This window comes from Priestia sp. TRN 1309, from assembly GCF_050846875.1.
GTDB lineage: Bacteria > Bacillota > Bacilli > Bacillales > Bacillaceae_H > Priestia > Priestia zanthoxyli.
The window spans coordinates 44,565-60,582 of sequence record NZ_JBOZGM010000004.1; the positions used below are offsets into that span (position 1 = coordinate 44,565).

General features: G+C 37.1%; 16 protein-coding genes. 3 read left to right on the forward strand and 13 right to left on the reverse strand.

The window, feature by feature from the left end:
- Positions 1–25 precede the first annotated feature (25 nt).
- The 10 genes from ACRPLQ_RS16465 to ACRPLQ_RS16510 all read right to left on the reverse strand — a co-directional run bounded on the left by ACRPLQ_RS16465 (position 26) and on the right by ACRPLQ_RS16510 (position 7,440).
- Positions 26–529 carry a hypothetical protein gene (locus ACRPLQ_RS16465; RefSeq protein WP_432236175.1) on the reverse strand — a complete coding sequence of 168 codons (504 nt, stop codon included), beginning with the start codon at positions 527–529 and terminating at the stop codon, positions 26–28.
- A 168-nt stretch (positions 530–697) separates the two neighbouring features.
- Positions 698–2,020: an LLM class flavin-dependent oxidoreductase gene (locus ACRPLQ_RS16470; RefSeq protein ID WP_033578807.1), complete on the reverse strand. Its 1,323-nt coding sequence runs from the start codon at positions 2,018–2,020 to the stop codon at positions 698–700.
- Between the two features lies 1 nt (position 2,021).
- The gene (locus ACRPLQ_RS16475; RefSeq protein ID WP_047751101.1) at positions 2,022–2,744 is read right to left on the reverse strand and encodes a riboflavin kinase; all 723 of its coding nucleotides are present in this window, start codon (positions 2,742–2,744) and stop codon (positions 2,022–2,024) included.
- A 165-nt stretch (positions 2,745–2,909) separates the two neighbouring features.
- Entirely contained in the window at positions 2,910–3,683 is a 774-nt protein-coding gene (locus tag ACRPLQ_RS16480; RefSeq protein WP_034265635.1) for an amino acid ABC transporter ATP-binding protein, read from the reverse strand.
- Entirely contained in the window at positions 3,680–4,390 is a 711-nt protein-coding gene (locus ACRPLQ_RS16485; protein ID WP_155010187.1) for an amino acid ABC transporter permease, read from the reverse strand. The genes ACRPLQ_RS16480 and ACRPLQ_RS16485 overlap by 4 nt, the downstream gene beginning before the upstream one ends.
- A gap of 27 nt (positions 4,391–4,417) precedes the next feature.
- Positions 4,418–5,116, reverse strand: coding sequence for an amino acid ABC transporter permease (locus tag ACRPLQ_RS16490; protein ID WP_155010188.1), 699 nt, complete (start codon positions 5,114–5,116; stop codon positions 4,418–4,420).
- Positions 5,117–5,190: 74 nt separating this feature from the next.
- A complete protein-coding gene (locus ACRPLQ_RS16495; protein ID WP_033578803.1) occupies positions 5,191–6,012 on the reverse strand; it encodes an amino acid ABC transporter substrate-binding protein in 822 nt (273 codons plus the stop codon).
- A 69-nt stretch (positions 6,013–6,081) separates the two neighbouring features.
- The gene (locus ACRPLQ_RS16500) at positions 6,082–6,348 is read right to left on the reverse strand and encodes a glutaredoxin family protein (RefSeq protein ID WP_165635948.1); all 267 of its coding nucleotides are present in this window, start codon (positions 6,346–6,348) and stop codon (positions 6,082–6,084) included.
- Between the two features lie 26 nt (positions 6,349–6,374).
- A complete protein-coding gene (locus ACRPLQ_RS16505; protein WP_165635947.1) occupies positions 6,375–6,899 on the reverse strand; it encodes a GNAT family N-acetyltransferase in 525 nt (174 codons plus the stop codon).
- 10 nt (positions 6,900–6,909) lie between these two features.
- Entirely contained in the window at positions 6,910–7,440 is a 531-nt protein-coding gene (locus tag ACRPLQ_RS16510; protein ID WP_028413593.1) for a hypothetical protein, read from the reverse strand.
- 327 nt (positions 7,441–7,767) lie between these two features.
- Between ACRPLQ_RS16510 and ACRPLQ_RS16515 the strand changes: the two genes are divergently transcribed.
- Both ACRPLQ_RS16515 and ACRPLQ_RS16520 read left to right on the forward strand, forming a co-directional pair.
- A complete protein-coding gene (locus ACRPLQ_RS16515) occupies positions 7,768–8,793 on the forward strand; it encodes an MsnO8 family LLM class oxidoreductase (protein ID WP_165635946.1) in 1,026 nt (341 codons plus the stop codon).
- A gap of 305 nt (positions 8,794–9,098) precedes the next feature.
- A complete protein-coding gene (locus ACRPLQ_RS16520; protein ID WP_063247285.1) occupies positions 9,099–9,920 on the forward strand; it encodes a Cof-type HAD-IIB family hydrolase in 822 nt (273 codons plus the stop codon).
- A gap of 48 nt (positions 9,921–9,968) precedes the next feature.
- On the opposite strand, the gene ACRPLQ_RS16525 is transcribed toward ACRPLQ_RS16520, so the two are convergent.
- Positions 9,969–11,312: a 2-hydroxycarboxylate transporter family protein gene (locus ACRPLQ_RS16525; RefSeq protein WP_028413595.1), complete on the reverse strand. Its 1,344-nt coding sequence runs from the start codon at positions 11,310–11,312 to the stop codon at positions 9,969–9,971.
- Positions 11,313–11,455: 143 nt separating this feature from the next.
- Complete coding sequence (locus tag ACRPLQ_RS16530) at positions 11,456–13,165, reverse strand: NAD-dependent malic enzyme (RefSeq protein WP_034269256.1); 1,710 nt, start codon at positions 13,163–13,165, stop codon at positions 11,456–11,458.
- 498 nt (positions 13,166–13,663) lie between these two features.
- On the opposite strand from ACRPLQ_RS16530, the gene ACRPLQ_RS16535 reads away from it, so the two are divergent.
- Positions 13,664–14,068 carry a hypothetical protein gene (locus tag ACRPLQ_RS16535; protein ID WP_048021248.1) on the forward strand — a complete coding sequence of 135 codons (405 nt, stop codon included), beginning with the start codon at positions 13,664–13,666 and terminating at the stop codon, positions 14,066–14,068.
- Between the two features lie 28 nt (positions 14,069–14,096).
- On the opposite strand, the gene ACRPLQ_RS16540 is transcribed toward ACRPLQ_RS16535, so the two are convergent.
- A complete protein-coding gene (locus ACRPLQ_RS16540; protein ID WP_033578798.1) occupies positions 14,097–15,587 on the reverse strand; it encodes a peptide MFS transporter in 1,491 nt (496 codons plus the stop codon).
- Positions 15,588–16,018 lie beyond the last annotated feature (431 nt).

A 16,018-nucleotide genomic window follows, 5' to 3' on the forward strand; every position in this document is an offset into this window, starting at 1 on the left:
TATGTATAAAGCTTTTTGCTATAGCTCATTTAGAAGTCTTTACAACTGATTTACCATAGCTGGTAACATTAAAATATGTATTTGATCCATCGTCTTCATTGATCACAACATCTAAGTCATGAAAATAACGATGAAGTTCTTTTAACAGTGCTTGATCTTTCGTCTGCTCTAGCTGTCCAGTAAGCTTCTCCATATGCTGAAAGTCTTTCTTTAAAACAGAATCTTTTACTTCAATCGTGCCAATGGTATTTTTAATGGCTGCCGCTTCTTCTTGTACGGCAGGCCAGTCTGGGTGCTCAATGGCACTCCACCCCGTCAAATCATTTAGTACGTCATGATGTTCAGCTATAAAATCTTTTGCCTGCTGATCGTTGCTTTCCAGCTTATCAACTTTTTGTTGATTCACTTTAATGGCACTTGCCTTTATACTTTGCTGTGATAAAAAAGGAATTTTTCCGTTTTGGTACAATATCCATCCTGTCGCTCCTCCCCCGACTAAAAGAACGGATAAAGATATCCACATAATCATACGCTTCTTCTTACTTTTATGTCTTTTTTCCATTTGACTCCTTTCCGGGTATTCAAAACCCTTTAGGCCTTATGAACTGAAACGAATAACCTACAAAAATAATTTTACCATATTTTTAATATTAAAAATATTAAAAAAGAGACTCCTTCGAGTCTCTTTTAATCCACTTCAGTTAACTTTCACCTGTGTGTAACGATTTTTAGGAACATTCAATTGCAAGTTACTTCTTAACGTACTCCCTTCGTATTCTGTACGATACAGGCCTCTTTCTTGCAGTATCGGTACGACGTGTTCAACAAAGTCATCTAAGCCATGCGGAACGCTTGAATGAATAATAAAGCCGTCAGCTCCTTTTTCTTCAAACCACTGTTGCATCAAATTAGCGATATGCTCTGGCGTCCCAATAAATTGTGTTTTAGGTGTAGCAATTCGCAGCGCCACTTCTCGCAGTGTCCACTTATGTTTTTTAGCGTTTTCTTTGATTTTATCAGTTGTACTGCGGAAACTATTACTTCCGATATCCCCTAAATCAGGAAACGCCTCATCTAATGGAAACTGTGAAAAATCAAAATGATCGAAAAAACGTCCTAAATAGTTGAGCGCATGTTCAATTGTTACCAATTGAGCAAGTTCTTCATATTTTCTTTCGGCTTCTTCGGTTGTACTGCCAATGATAGGACCTATTCCCGGGAAAATTAAAAGTTCGTTTTCATTGCGTCCTTGCGCTACGGCTCTTGATTTTACATCTTGGTAAAAAGCTTTCGCTTCTTCTAAATTATCTTGTCCCGTAAACACTGCGTCAGCCGTTTTCGCTGCTAAATCTTTTCCGCTTTCAGAGGAGCCTGCTTGAAACACTACGGGCTGCCCCTGAGCTGAGCGGCCAATGTTTAACGGACCTTCTACAGAAAAAAATTCCCCTTTGTGGTGCAAGCGATGCAGCTTTTTCTCTTCAAAAAATTGTCCGGTTTCTTTATTTCGAATAAATGCATCATCTTCCCAAGAATCCCATAATCCCTTCGTTACTTCTAGAAACTCTTCAGCTATTCTATAGCGTTTATCATGAGTGGGGTGCTCTTTTCCATAGTTAAGCGCAGATCCTTCCAATGGAGATGTTACAACATTCCATCCCGCTCGGCCGCTGCTAATATGATCAAGTGAAGCAAATTGTCTAGCCACCGTAAACGGCTCGCTATACGAAGTCGATAGAGTGCCAACTAAACCAATATGAGAAGTGACAGAAGCAAGTGCTGATAGAATAGTGAGAGGTTCAAAACGATTCAAAAAATGCGGAAGCGATTTTTCATTAATATATAACCCATCGGCAATGAACACTAAATCAAATTTTCCTTCTTCCGCTTTTTGAGCCTGCTGCTTGTAAAAACCGAAATTAACGCTGGCATCTGACAAAATTTCAGGGTGTCTCCATGCCCCCATGTTTCCTCCCACTCCATGAATAATAGCCCCTAGCTTTAATTGTCTTTTTATTGTCATATTACCATTCTCCTTTTTCATATCCATTCATAAATTCTCGTAGTTGATTGGTCAAACCGCCTGCTCCAAAGCGAAGGACTCCTTCTTTTTCTGTCTTTCTTTCATTTCCTTCCTGTGCAAATTGCAAAAAAGCGATAACGTGAACTCTTCTAGGGTGAATATTTTCAATTCCTTCGTCATAAAACCATTGATCAATTGTATTGTAAATCCCTTTATTGACTCTGAATTGGCTGTGGCACCAATTAAAAAACTGTAGATCAGGCAGATTTAAATATCTCGCTTGCCCTAGCTTGGAAGCTGTATGTTCACTAGATACATAGCCCATATGTTGAAATCTTTGCTTAACTTGTAGTGTATCGGCTTTAATTTGATGTTTTAAAAACTCAATGGAAGGGAACTTTTTCTCACCTCGCACCCGAAAGATAACGTCGCATTGAACTGTCTCTCCATAAATAACGTCGTTAAAATCCAAAATATGAACCTCAAATGTTTTAGATAGTTCCGATCCAAATGTCGGCTTAACGCCTACATTCATAACTCCTATATGTTCAAGTCCCCGCAGATGAACGAGGACACCATACACGCCATTTTTTAATTCCTCATGCTGAGTATCTATATTAGCTGTCGGAAAACCCAAATGTCTTCCTTGCTGCCTTCCAGGTACAACCTGGCCTTTTATAATAAGTTTTTTGCTTGTTTTAGCTTTTAATGCTCCTCGATTCACTACGTTCACCCTTCTTCCCTTAAGTCTAGTAAAAAATAAAAGGTTCTTTGCACAATGCGTGACATTGTGCAAAGAACCTCTAGTGATCTAGTCGGTTTGTTTAATTTGATGATTTTATCATATACTTATTATTCCTATGAGTCAAGTTGGTTTTAAATTAAAATATTAGATTGTTTTTTCATAAACATAAGAGTAAGGCGAATGCGTTGGGTTAATACGCTTGAAAAATTGCTTTGTTCGATCTTCTTTTGGATTTAAAAATATTTCTTCAGGATGACCTTGTTCGACAATCTTTCCTCCGTCCATAAACACCACGTGATTAGAGACTTCACGGGCAAAACTCATTTCGTGCGTAACAATAATCATCGTAATTCCTTCTTCAGCAATTTTACGAATAACAGACAGTACTTCACCCACCAGTTCAGGGTCCAAAGCAGACGTTGGCTCATCAAATAAAATGACTTCAGGATTTAAAGCAAGCGCTCTAGCGATACCCACTCGCTGCTGTTGACCTCCTGATAACTGACTTGGGTACGCATTTGCTTTTTCAGCAAGCCCAACTTTTTCAAGGACGTCTAAACTTCGTTGTTTTGCTTCTTCCTTTGGCAGCTTTTGAACAATAACTAGCCCCTCCATAATATTTTCAATAACGGTTTTGTGTTTAAACAAATTGTATTGCTGAAAAACCATCGTTGTTTTTTGTCGAAGAGTTAAAATATCTTTGCGGTTTGGCTTTTGGCACTGAACCGTAAATTGATCGATTGAAACTTCTCCTTCATCTGCTTTTTCTAAGAAATTAATGCAGCGTAAAAACGTAGTCTTTCCAGAGCCACTCGGCCCTAAAATGGTCACAACGTCCCCTTTTTTAACAATTAAATCAATACCGTCCAATACTGTATGTTGACCAAATGTTTTTTTAATATTTGTTAATGTAATCATACAATCCCTCCTCGATTATAAACCGTTAATTTTCGTTCAAGCAGCGCTGTTATTCCTTCTATTAACATCGTCAGCATCCAATAAATAAGGGCAGCAGCAATATAGGCTTCTAAAAACTTAAGATTATTTGAAGCTACGATATTAGCTGCACCGTTTAACTCTTTTTGTGAGACGATGAATGCGATAGAAGACGTATGCAAAAAGCCGATGAAGATATTGCATAAATTTGGTAAAGATAAAGCAAACGCCTGAGGGAAAACAATTCGTTTCATCGATTGAAAACGATTCATTCCAATGGAATACGCAGCCTCAATTTGTCCTTTTTCTACCGCTAACAAACCAGAGCGAATGATCTCTGACATATAAGCCCCCGCTGTAAAAGACAAAGCGATTAATACAAATACGACAATAGGAATGCTGTTTGCATTGAAGCCCCATCCATAGTAGCTTGATAGTTTATTAATCAATAGCGGGAACCCTAGGTAAATAACCATAATATGAAGAATGGCAGGCGTTCCTCGAAAAAATGATACGTATACGTTGGCAATAGGCGTTATTATTTTTACTGAATTAATTCTCACAGCCGCAACAGCAATACCAATAAGCAATCCGCCTAGTAATGGACCGATGGTAATAAGGAGTGTTAAAGGTAATGCCTTCAAAATTTCTACAAATGCTGTCCATATAAACGGTACGTCAATAATCATGTTTACACCTCTTTTAGTAAGCTCGTTTTATACATGAACAGGCTGATCGTGTTTTTGCAGCTTCTGTTCGGATTTCATAAAAAATTTCTCTAATATAATGGCTACCAAATAATAAATAATGGCAAGTGCAATATATACTTCAACTGCATGAGCCGTTGCTGCGATAATGGTATCTCCTCTTCCCATCATATCCATGACACCAATGGTAAAGGCTAAAGACGTATCTTTTAAGGAACCAATCACAAGGTTTCCAAAGTTAGGAAATGCTACAACGAGAGCTTGCGGCAGCAAAATTCGAGTGAACGTTTGTTTTCCGGTCATTCCTACACTATACGCTGCTTCAGTTTGCCCTTTATCTACACTATTAATGGCACCGCGCATCATTTCAGAAAAAGACGCCGCCGTGCTCAGTGAATATGTGATAATCACAAATACGAGCGGAGCCATTCTAGAAACGTCAATATGAATCAATTGTAAGAGGGCAGGTACCCCGTAAAAAACTAAAAATAATTGAATTAAAATAGGCGTCCCCCTCATAAAAGAAATATAAACTGCTGCTAATTGACTTAACACCGGTACTTTATAAATACGAGGCAGGGCAATAAACAATCCCAAGGTACTGCCAATCAAAAGTGAAGCAACCAAAATCCAAATTGTAATATGCAAATAAGATAATAATTGAGGAATAGAGGTGAAAATCAGCTCTATATCAAATGCTTTTCCCATCTTTTTCTCTCCTTTGTTTCCCTCTACAGGTAGCGAAAGGACCCAAGTTCAAGGCTTGGGTCACAGTAAGTGATTTAGTTATTTCCAGCTGCTTTTGTATAATCTTCTCCTAGCCATTTTTTGCTTAATTTTGTCAATGTTCCGTCTTCTTTTATTTCTTTTAGCGCTTTATCAACATCTTTTTGTAAACCTGTTTCATTTTTTCGAAGCATAAAATATACTTTTGAATTTGAAATAGCAGGTCCCACAACTTTTTGCTCTGCGTCCGCTTGCTTATTGACAAAGTCAACTGCAAACGGCGTACTAATTGTAGCGTCCGCACGTCCTGTTTTTAGCTGCGTTTTTGTATCATCAGATCCTTGACCTGAATAAACGATATCAATTTTATTTCCATGTTCTTTGTTATACTTATCGATTAAGTTAGCAGAGTTACTCGTTGCTCCTACAATTACCTTTTTACCGCTCAAATCTTTAATTGATTTAATTGACGTATTTTTTTCATTTACAACTACATGTAGCGGAAAGATATTATAAGGTTCTTTATTAAACAGGAACTTTTGTTTTCTTTCTTCATTCACTTCCATCTGATGGGCGACTAAATCAATTTTGTTGGATTCCAAGCTCAAAAGTAAATTAGAAAAATCCATCGTTTTGAATTCAAACTTGTAGTTTGGAAGACGTTTGTCTATTTCTTTAACAAGCTCTACGTCATAACCCGTTAGATTTCCTTTATTGTCAAGAAAGCAAATGTTGGGAAATTGCGTACCCGTTCCCACAATAATTTTTTGCACTTTGTCTTTGCTTGCGTTAGCTGCTGTTTCTTTATTGGGTGTTCCGCAAGCGGCTAATAATAAAAGAAGTGATAAAAAGATAGCTGTCAGCTGTAGTTTTTTCATGTGTTTGGTCCCTCACTATGTCTCAAAATAATTTATTGTTTTAACGAGTTAATAAAATGGATGTTGCAGCTATTTAACGATTGGTGAATAGTCTTCAATCAACTTTTCTATTTGTTCATAATCTTTTTCAATAACTCCTTGAAACTGCCCCTTATCTCCAATTTCAACGACCGGTACATGACGAATACCGTATTTAATTTCAAGTAGATCTCGCAAATAATCTTTTCCTTCTACATCGATACTTTCATATTGATGGCCTTTTTCATGAAAATATGCTTTTAGTTCTTCACAATGATGACAACCTTTTCGATTCCATAATAAAATTTTCACTGACATGGTTTCTCCTCTTTTCTTTTAAATGATTAATTAGCTTGTTGTAACTCCTTGTGTTTTTCTAACTCATATCTTTCGGGATGTAAGATCTTCCTTAAGAATACGCCTTTTCCTTCTTCTCCTTGATCGACTTCAAAAAAGCGTTCATACCCTTTTCTTTCATACATAGGAATCAGCCATGGGTGTCGATCAGAAGTAGCTAATGTAACAGCAGGAGCCCCCAGTTGATCTCGAATAATCGTTTCTTCAACCCACGTTAAGAGTTTAGAACCTACTCCTTTCTTTTTAAGCAAAGGATCTACCGCAAACCACCATAAGAAAGGCCAGTTCGTTATTTCTTTATACGTTCTTGCTGTAATCGTAGCTACGATTTTTTCATCACTTTCCAGCACGTAGCAGCGGCTGTTTTGAATGTTTTCTTTTACAAGTTGAATCGTTGCCGTCGCAGCAGGAAATTTAATTCCTAGCTTTCGAATCGGCTCATATGCTCGAAGCGTTAAATCCAACAGTTCTTCAGCATCTTCTACGGTAGCTAATCGAAATAATTCACTCATTTTCTTCACCTCATTTTATAAATGTTTGAAGGGATAGATTACCTTTGTAAATCAGCTCATCCACCGCTTCCTTTAAACGACTTTTGGCATTCGCATTGTTAATACCTGTAAAAGAGACGTATTCATGCAGTAGAAAAAGACTGCTGAGCCAGTAAGGTCTACCTAAAAAAGACGCTAAAAGTTTTAAATCATACTTAGCTTTTAGTAAAGAATTCACATTTTCACCAATAAGAATTGGCAGAAGTATTTTTTTATACAATAAATCTTCTGGCAATATTTTTGTTAGCCGTTCAAAAGATTCTACGTATGTTTCATTTACTCCCGATAACAGAACGACAATGCTTTTAGCTTGGTTCATTTTCGAAATAAATGCCTTTACTTCTTTCTGCGCTTCCTGCTTCAAAGCGTGTACATCATGATACGAGATAGCTTCGGCGTGCACTCCTTTTGAGGTTAAGCAAGCTTCTAGCTCATCTTTCACTGAGGCTATTTGTTGATAATTATGAGAGCTTCCGTTATATAAAATACATACATCGCTCACCTTTTCCCCCTCCTTTTTACAGCAAAAAGACTCCTAGAGTTTCCTCAGGAGCCTTTGGTAGACCAATCAGCTTTAACTGTTTTTTTGATAAAACCGGAGAATGAAGTGAAGTGTCTTTGAAACATACTCACTCAATTCTTATTTATCCAAGTTGTTTTATCGGCTTTTCTATTTGATGATTCAACTATATAGCCTCAAAATGGCAAAGTCAACTTATTTTTCAAAAAATATTTTTCTTTAAAAAAACTCTTTTCATCTGGAAAATCCTTTGCTAAAATTAATCCCAATTATTCTTACCTTTTTTATCAACTTTAAGGAGTGTTTTCAGTGAAATTAAGTATTTTAGATCAAAGCCCGCGTTATGAAGGTGAGCGTGCTGAAGATGCATTTCAGCATACCATTCAATTAGCTCAGCTAGCAGAAGAACTTGGCTACCACCGTTTTTGGGTAGCGGAGCATCATGACTCTGAACATGTTGTAGGATCATCACCCGAAGTGTTAATTTCTCACCTGCTCGCCAAAACACATCATATCCGTATCGGCTCAGGCGGTGTTATGCTTCAACACTACAGCCCTTATAAAGTAGCAGAAAATTTTAACGTTTTAGCCTCATTATCTCCAAATCGCATCGATCTTGGAATCGGCAGAGCACCAGGAGGACTACCTCATTCTACTCAAGCCTTGCAACAAAACTCTCAGCCCACTAAGTCCTTAACAGACAAACTGATAGAACTTAAACAATACCTAAACGATACGCTGCCGGAAGATCACCCTCTTTACGGTTTAAAAGCCTATCCAAGGCCCCAAAAAGCAGCAGATATGTTTTTACTGGGAGCAAGTGCTTCAAGCGCAGAGCTAGCGGCATCTCTAAATCTTCCTTATGTATTTGCTCAATTCATTAATGGTGATCAAAAAGTGCTAGAAGAAGCGATTTCCGTCTATAATCAGCACGTTTCATCCCATGCACGCTCGCTTGTCGTTGCCCTTTCCGTCATCGTAGCGGATACCGTAGAAGAAGCAAAAGCATTAGCATCCAGCACAAAAATATTTAAAGTATACTTACAAAGTGGGAAATCCGCTACATTAGGCTCCAAAGAAAAAGCGGAAGAATTTGTTCAGCAGTCTAAAGAAAGCTATCGAATTGAAGAAAAAGAAGCAAACGTCATATACGGCACAAAAGAAACCGTTCGTCAAAAGCTCCAAGCTTTGAAACAGGCATTTTCTATTGATGAATTTATTATTCTTACTGCTCTTCAAGATTTTGAACAAAAAAAGCGGTCTTATACGCTCTTAAAAGAAGCTTTCAGTGAAGGAGATGCTCAGAAAACGAATCAAACTCTAGCAGCTTACTAATCAAGAGGCTGAAATAAAAGAATTTTAGTCGAAGTAAAATACGAAGTAATAATTAAAATGATTGATTATTACTTCGTATTTTTTCGTTGTCATGGTAAACGTAGCTTTCATGTGTTTAATTGCTTTTAGCTATTGATTGGGCTGTTTTAGCTATGTCTCAAGTTCTTTGTTTCATCTACTTACGAGGCGTTCAAACAAAGTATACGCATGCTTCTTTTTTTCAAAAAATCATTAAATTGAATCAAACGTTTTTTTATAGTACCATATGAAGATATGAGTCTAGTAGAAGAAGGGAATTTAAAATTATGCCTTACAAAATGATTGTTTTAGATTTGGATGACACACTATTATGCGATGATCACACTATTTCTCCCCGCACAAAAGAAGCATTAATGAAGGCGCAAGAATCGGGAGTAAAAGTTGTACTTGCTTCTGGCCGACCAACTTACGGAATGGTTCACATCGCCAAAGAACTGGAGTTAGAAAAGTACGGAAGCTTTATTTTATCGTTTAACGGGGCGAAAATTATTAATTGCTTAACAAATGAAGAGCTATTTAGCAGCACCTTATCTCCGCGTACTGTTGCACGTCTCGACGATATTAGCCGCGAAGAAGGCGTCTTAATTCATACGTACGTTGGAGATGAAATTATAACCGAAGTAGAAAATAAATTTACGGATATTGAAAGTGACATTACAGGTCTGCCGATCCGTGTTGTTTCATCTTTTACTGATGCCGTTACAGAACCTGTTGTAAAAGTACTCATGCTGGCAGAGCCGGAAAAGCTAGTTCATGTGGAAAAGAAACTTCAAAAGCAGCTTCAAGGAGAGCTAAGCGTAATGCGCTCTAAACCATACTTCCTTGAATTTACAGAAGAAGGTGTCACAAAAGGGACAAGCTTACATTTATTAATTCAACAGCTTGGCATTACACGTGATGAAGTGATTGCTATTGGCGACAGTTATAATGATCTTGCCATGATTGAATTTGCTGGACTTGGCGTAGCAATGGGAAATGCTCCTGAAGATATTAAAGAAAAAGCCAACCACGTAACAGATACAAACATGAACGACGGTGTGGCAAAAGTTGTGGAAGAATTCATCTTAAAACCTGTTAGTGTTTCATAAGACAAAAAAAGCAGCTCGTACGAACCGAGCTGCTTTTTTGTTTTGATTTTATACTCCTAAAAGTTTCATAAGAAGCGTAGCTAAAATAACAGTGGAAGCGCCTCCAAGTCTTGTTGCTACTTGAGCAAATGGCATAAGTGACATACGGTTGGAAGCTGATAAAATCGCTACGTCTCCCGTACCTCCTAAACCGCTGTGACAGCCGGTTACAATTGCTGCATCCACCGGATGCATTTTCATCATTTTACCTACAAAATAACCGGTTGCTACCATAGCCATAACAACTGCTGCACATACGACTACATAACCTGGTGTCACAATTTTCACTACATCTTCAAGAGGAATATACAAAATTCCTAGGCCTACCATTAACGGCCATGTCAAGCTCGTAGAAATGAATTTGTACATATGGTAAGCACCTTGCTCCATCTTAGCAGGCATTACTTGTAAACATTTGACTAGCGTTGCCGCTACGATCATTAAAACTGGACCTGGAATTCCTAAAAACTTATGTGCTAAGCCTCCAAAAATAAAGAAACTACATGCAATTAAAAGACCTGCGCCCATTAACGAAAAATCTACTGGTTTCTTGATATTTGTATCTTCTGAGATGCCATCTCCGCCTTTTGTCTTCACAAGAACTCCATTACCTGTTAATTCTGGCTTTTTCTCTCCTAGACGTTTCATTAAGCCAGCACATACGATAGCAACGATGTTTCCAATAACAGCAGCTGGAATCATTTGCGACACAAAAGATTCTGCTGAACTACCTAAAATTTGAGAATAAGCAAGTGAAAGCGGTAAAATACCTTCACCAATTCCTCCTCCAATGATTGGTACAACAATATAGAAAAATGTATGTTTTGCTCCGTAACCAAATAACATCCCAACGGCTACGCCTGCAGCTACAGCGGCTAGCGTACCTAACACAAGCGGTACGAACATACGTGTAAAGCCTTGAATTAAAACTTTACGGTTCATGCCCAGAATACTTCCGGCTACTAAACAAGAAATATAAAGGTATAAAAAGTTTGATGTTTTCATCAAAGTTGTTACCGCTTCCATAGACGCGGGATTTAAAACATTATAAAAAACTAATACGGAAGGTACAAGCAGTGATAAAATAGCTGGTCCGCCAATATCTTTTAAAATCGGAATTTTTAATCCTAAATCACCAAGTAGCATTCCCATTACCATAATAATCGCAAATCCGCCAATCATATCTGGAGGAAGTTCGTTGTAAACGGCCGCGCCATATACAATTAATGCAAGTAAAACGTATAGCGGTAGAGGAATAACTCCTACTTTAATATTGTTGATTCGGTTCCAAAAACCCTTATTTTCAGGCTGTGAATCTTGAGTAAACGTTTCCAATTTACGTGCTGTATTCATCTCATAACCCCCTGTGGTTCTAATATAGAGAATCATACACAAGTTTAAAAAAACTATATACGTTATGTAACTTAAGAATTCTTTTTGTAACTAAAAAAAGCACAGCTTCTGAAAAAAGAAGCTGTGCTTTTTCTATCTAAAAATTAAGCATTTACTGTTTCTAAAGCTTTAATTTCTTTGTATGTTGGTTCCCACATTGCTGCTTTTACTGCCGCTTTTACATCTGTTGGAACTTCTTTTGCAACGCCATCTTTAATTGCTGCGTTAGCAACCGCTAAAGCAACGTTATATGATACTTCACGTAATTCTTCTACGCGTGGTAGTAATGAAGCTCCTGGTTTGCTGCTGTCTACCATTTGAGCTACAGCGTGTGCACATGCTGCGAACATGCTGTCTGTAATAACTTCTGCTTTTACCACGATTGATCCAAGACCAAGACCAGGGAAAACAAAAGCATTATTAGATTGACCAATTTCATATTCCACACCGTCGTAGTTAACTGGTTCAAACGGACTTCCAGTCGCTACAAGTGCTTTTCCTTCTGTCCAATTTAATAGGTTTTCAGGAGTAGCTTCCGCAAGCGGAGTTGGATTTGACATTGGTAAAATAGCTGGGCGTTCTACATGCTTCGCCATTTCTTTTACGATTTCTTCTGAGAATGCGCCTGCTACACCAGACGTACCAATTAAGATTGTTGGCTTAACTTGTCTGACAACTTCTAAAAGAGAAATTTTGTCTTCTTCACGGTTCCAGTCCTTCACTTCTTCTGCTTTTCGTGCATAAGGCGTTTGGAAACCTAATAAGTCGTCCATGTCATCTGTTAAAAGGCCTCGGAAATCGACTGCCCAGAAGTTTTTGTATGCTTCATCTTCTGTGATCCCGTCTAATACCATTGCATCACGTACTTGATCTGCAATACCGATACCTGCTGTACCTGGTCCAAAGATTAAAACACGGTGGTCACGAAGTGGCATTTTAGACACTTGAACTGCTGAGAAAATAGCGGCAAGCGTTACGGCACCTGTGCCTTGAATATCATCATTAAACGTTAGAATTTCTTTTCCGTACTTGTTAATAATATTACGAGCATTTACATTACCGAAATCTTCCCAGTGTAACAGTGCATTAGGGAATATTTCAAGAGATTTTGAAATAAATTGATCTACGAAATGATCATAGCGCTCACCGCGGATACGTTCATGGCGGTTTCCGATATATAAAGGATCATTTAATAATTTTTCATTGTTTGTTCCTACATCAAGAACAACTGGAAGTACTCTGCTTGGATCGATTCCTGCTGCAGCTGTGTACACGGCTAATTTACCGATAGCAATATTAATACCACCAACGCCCCAGTCACCAATTCCTAAAATACTTTCTGAATCTGTAATAACCATTAAATCAATGTCTTCACTATTTGCATCGATATTTTTAAGAGCTTCTTCAATGCCTTCTACATTATCGATTGACAAGTATACGCCACCCGGACGGCGATATTCGTGGCTGTATTCTTGGATTGCTTGTCCAACTGTTGGTGTATAAACAACCGGAAGCATTTCTTTTAAGTGATCTTGCAATAAACGATAAAATAATACAGCATTACGGTTCTGTAAATCGTTTAAATACACATTCTTACCAAGGTTATCTGCCTGAGCTAAAAATTGCTCATATGCACGTTTTGCCTGCTCATCTAAACTTAAAGTCATTGGAGGAAGTAAACCTTCTAATCCTAACGTTTTACGCTCTTCTTTTGTAAAAGCTACTCCTTTGTTTAACATTGGAGCTCCTAAAATTTCTTTCCCACGTAAAGTCGTTTCAATTGTTTCATTATCTGTAAAAAATACGTTGCGCATACGACTATCTTCCTTTCTGTAGACTTGTATGACAAGCATACAAGTTGGTTAGATTTAAGTAATTGATACCTTATATGGATATTACTCATATTATTCAAATGTCCGTTAACTTTTTATGAATAGCTTGCTAATTCATTTGACAATAGTATATTTTATGCCTATCTATTTCTGCTGTCAACTATTTTAGTAGAGCAATTTTTTAGTTATAAAGAGGTAGAAATTTCTGAATTTAATATCTTTTATCAATTTTCTTTTTATATAGGTACTAAGAACCCTCTTTATTCTATTCATCTCTTTTGGAAAGTCAAAATAATCCTTTAATATGGAAAAAATGTTTAATTATAAAAAATTTATTTTGAAATAATTTTAGTTTGCCTATAAAAGAATATTTTTTATTTTTTTGTCTATGCTGATTAGTGAATTACTATGAATATTCTTTCCTTTCTCTCTATACATATAAACTACATAGTTCTTTTTTATAATAATGGAGGTTATTATATGTTAAAACCAGATACAGCTATTATTTTTGGATTTCTTATCGAAGAAGCGGCCAGTCGATTAGACGATCAAGAGATTAAAGAAATTGCGTCTAAAGAGCTAGAGAATGGAGAATTGGTGTTTGAAGAAGCCAGTTATTTTTATAAACGCTTTTTTATCCCTGCTTCCTCTGAATTAAGACAAGCTCTTCGCCGAGAGGTCTTATCGCTTCATTTAACATTAAATCAAATTAAAAATGCTTATGGCAACGGATCCATGTCTAAGATTGCTCATATGCATCAAATTATTGCAGAAACTGAAAAATCAACAAACGAACTTAACAGACTTTTAAATCTTGCGTTCTATGAGGGTGAGGACGATCAGACATACGCCTCCTTCATGAATATTTTTTCAAATAAATCATAAAAAAAACCGCCCTTAAGGACGGTTTTTTTTATTGAACACCTTTCATTAAACGCTGAATTTTTGGCGAAATCATTAGTACAATTACACCTAAAATGACCGACACTCCGCCCAATGCAGCAAAATAAACAACTTGCGAAATGTTTTCATAGTATTGAACAAGCTGAGCATTGATTGCCTGCGCCGCTGCGCTTGTTAAGAACCATAAACTCATTGTCTGAGCAGAAAACGCTGCAGGTGCTAGTTTTGTGGTAGTTGATAGCCCTACTGGTGATAAACAAAGCTCTCCAACTACAACTAAGAAGAAGCTTAATACTAGCCATAGCGGGCTCGCTAACGTTTCGTTTCCATGAATACTAGCCGGGATAACCATGACAAGGAAAGAAAGCCCTGCAAATAAAAGTCCTAATGAAAACTTCTTTGGTGTAGAAGGCTGTCTGTTTCCTAATTTCACCCAAAGTGCTGCAAAAACTGGGGCAAATATAATAATGAATAACGGATTTAACGATTGGAACCAGCCAACTGGAATTTTAAAGCCGCCATACGTTAGCTGTGTATGATCTTTTGCATACGTTGCTAAAATTGTTGACCCCTGCTCTTGAATTGCCCAGAACATTACTCCAGAAATAAAAAGAGGGATATAAGCTAATACGCGTGAACGCTCATCAGCTGTTGTCTTGGGACTCTTATACATAACCACAAAGTAAATAATAGGAATAACAATCGCTAAAATACTTACAAATAAAATAACGCCTTCAACTGTTAAAATACCTGCTAAAGAAGTCAGTACAATAAAGATAGCAAGTACAACTACAGCAAGTGCAATAGTACCAAAAACTTTTTTGCGCTCTTCTGGTTTTAAAGGGTTTGGAACTTGTCTACCTGCACGCCCTAGGTTTTTACCTCGTGTAGCCATAAATACAATTAGACCTAAAAGCATTCCTACTGCCGCGATTCCAAAACCTAAGTGGTAGTTATACTTTTCACCTACTGTTGAAACAACTAGCGGCGCGATAAATGCTCCAGCATTTACACCCATATAGAAGATACTAAATCCAGCATCTCGACGGTTATCAGTCGGGCTATACATATCGCCCACAACGCTTGAAACGTTTGGTTTTAATAAACCTGTTCCAATGATAATCAAGAACATTGAAATAAACAGCGCTGTTACACCTGCTGGCAATGCAAGCACTAAATGCCCCAGCATAATAAATATACCGCCGTAAAACACCGTATTAGACGTACCTAAAATGCGGTCTGCAATCCAACCGCCAATAATTCCAGACATATAAACAAGAGAACCATAAATAGAAAAGATCGCTAAAGCGGTTCCTTGTTCCATTCCTAATCCACCGTTTGCAATTGTATCGTACATGTACAATACAAGTAGCGCACGCATTCCATAGTATGAAAAACGCTCCCAGAATTCTGTAAAGAACAAGGTAAATAAACCTTTAGGATGTCCGAAGAATCCTTTTTGAGGAACTGTTTCATACACTTTTTCTCTCTCTACCGACATATTCCTTAACCTCTCTTTCAACCGTAAACCACCATAGACAAAACTGTCAAAAAATTATGATGATATAAAAAAATAGAAACAAGAAAATTTTATTCTTATAAAATGATTCTGTCAATATCAGAATTTTACAATGAGTGCATAATATACGGTTTTTCATTATAAAATTGCACCTATAAAAAGCTTTAAATCAAGATTTCCTTTCTTAAAATATCTTTTTGAAAATTTTTTTATACAAAACCCTTGATTACAAAGCATCTGATTATCTACTTTTCATACAACCAGATAATATTTTTCTTTTTGGGGAATTTTTCTTTATATTTAAAAAGAAGCTTTATTCTTTTTAAATTATGCTTCCCTCAATCAAAAATATACTTTTTTAAAATAATAAAACCTTCTTTAAAAATGTCTCTTTTGTTATAGTAGATACTCTT

Excerpts from the sequence above, each read along its gene's own strand:
- ACRPLQ_RS16540 (WP_033578798.1), bottom strand. The coding sequence starts at position 15,587 with ATGTCGGTAGAGAGAGAAAAAGTGTATGAAACAGTTCCTCAAAAAGGA.
- ACRPLQ_RS16470 (WP_033578807.1), bottom strand. The coding sequence starts at position 2,020 with ATGACAATAAAAAGACAATTAAAGCTAGGGGCTATTATTCATGGAGTG.
- ACRPLQ_RS16525 (WP_028413595.1), bottom strand. The coding sequence starts at position 11,312 with ATGAATACAGCACGTAAATTGGAAACGTTTACTCAAGATTCACAGCCT.
- ACRPLQ_RS16530 (WP_034269256.1), bottom strand. The coding sequence starts at position 13,165 with ATGCGCAACGTATTTTTTACAGATAATGAAACAATTGAAACGACTTTA.
- ACRPLQ_RS16490 (WP_155010188.1), bottom strand. The coding sequence starts at position 5,116 with ATGGGAAAAGCATTTGATATAGAGCTGATTTTCACCTCTATTCCTCAA.
- ACRPLQ_RS16535 (WP_048021248.1), top strand. The coding sequence starts at position 13,664 with ATGTTAAAACCAGATACAGCTATTATTTTTGGATTTCTTATCGAAGAA.
- ACRPLQ_RS16505 (WP_165635947.1), bottom strand. The coding sequence starts at position 6,899 with ATGAGTGAATTATTTCGATTAGCTACCGTAGAAGATGCTGAAGAACTG.
- ACRPLQ_RS16495 (WP_033578803.1), bottom strand. The coding sequence starts at position 6,012 with ATGAAAAAACTACAGCTGACAGCTATCTTTTTATCACTTCTTTTATTA.
- ACRPLQ_RS16520 (WP_063247285.1), top strand. The coding sequence starts at position 9,099 with ATGCCTTACAAAATGATTGTTTTAGATTTGGATGACACACTATTATGC.
- ACRPLQ_RS16500 (WP_165635948.1), bottom strand. The coding sequence starts at position 6,348 with ATGTCAGTGAAAATTTTATTATGGAATCGAAAAGGTTGTCATCATTGT.
- ACRPLQ_RS16485 (WP_155010187.1), bottom strand. The coding sequence starts at position 4,390 with ATGATTATTGACGTACCGTTTATATGGACAGCATTTGTAGAAATTTTG.
- ACRPLQ_RS16465 (WP_432236175.1), bottom strand. The coding sequence starts at position 529 with ATGATTATGTGGATATCTTTATCCGTTCTTTTAGTCGGGGGAGGAGCG.
- ACRPLQ_RS16480 (WP_034265635.1), bottom strand. The coding sequence starts at position 3,683 with ATGATTACATTAACAAATATTAAAAAAACATTTGGTCAACATACAGTA.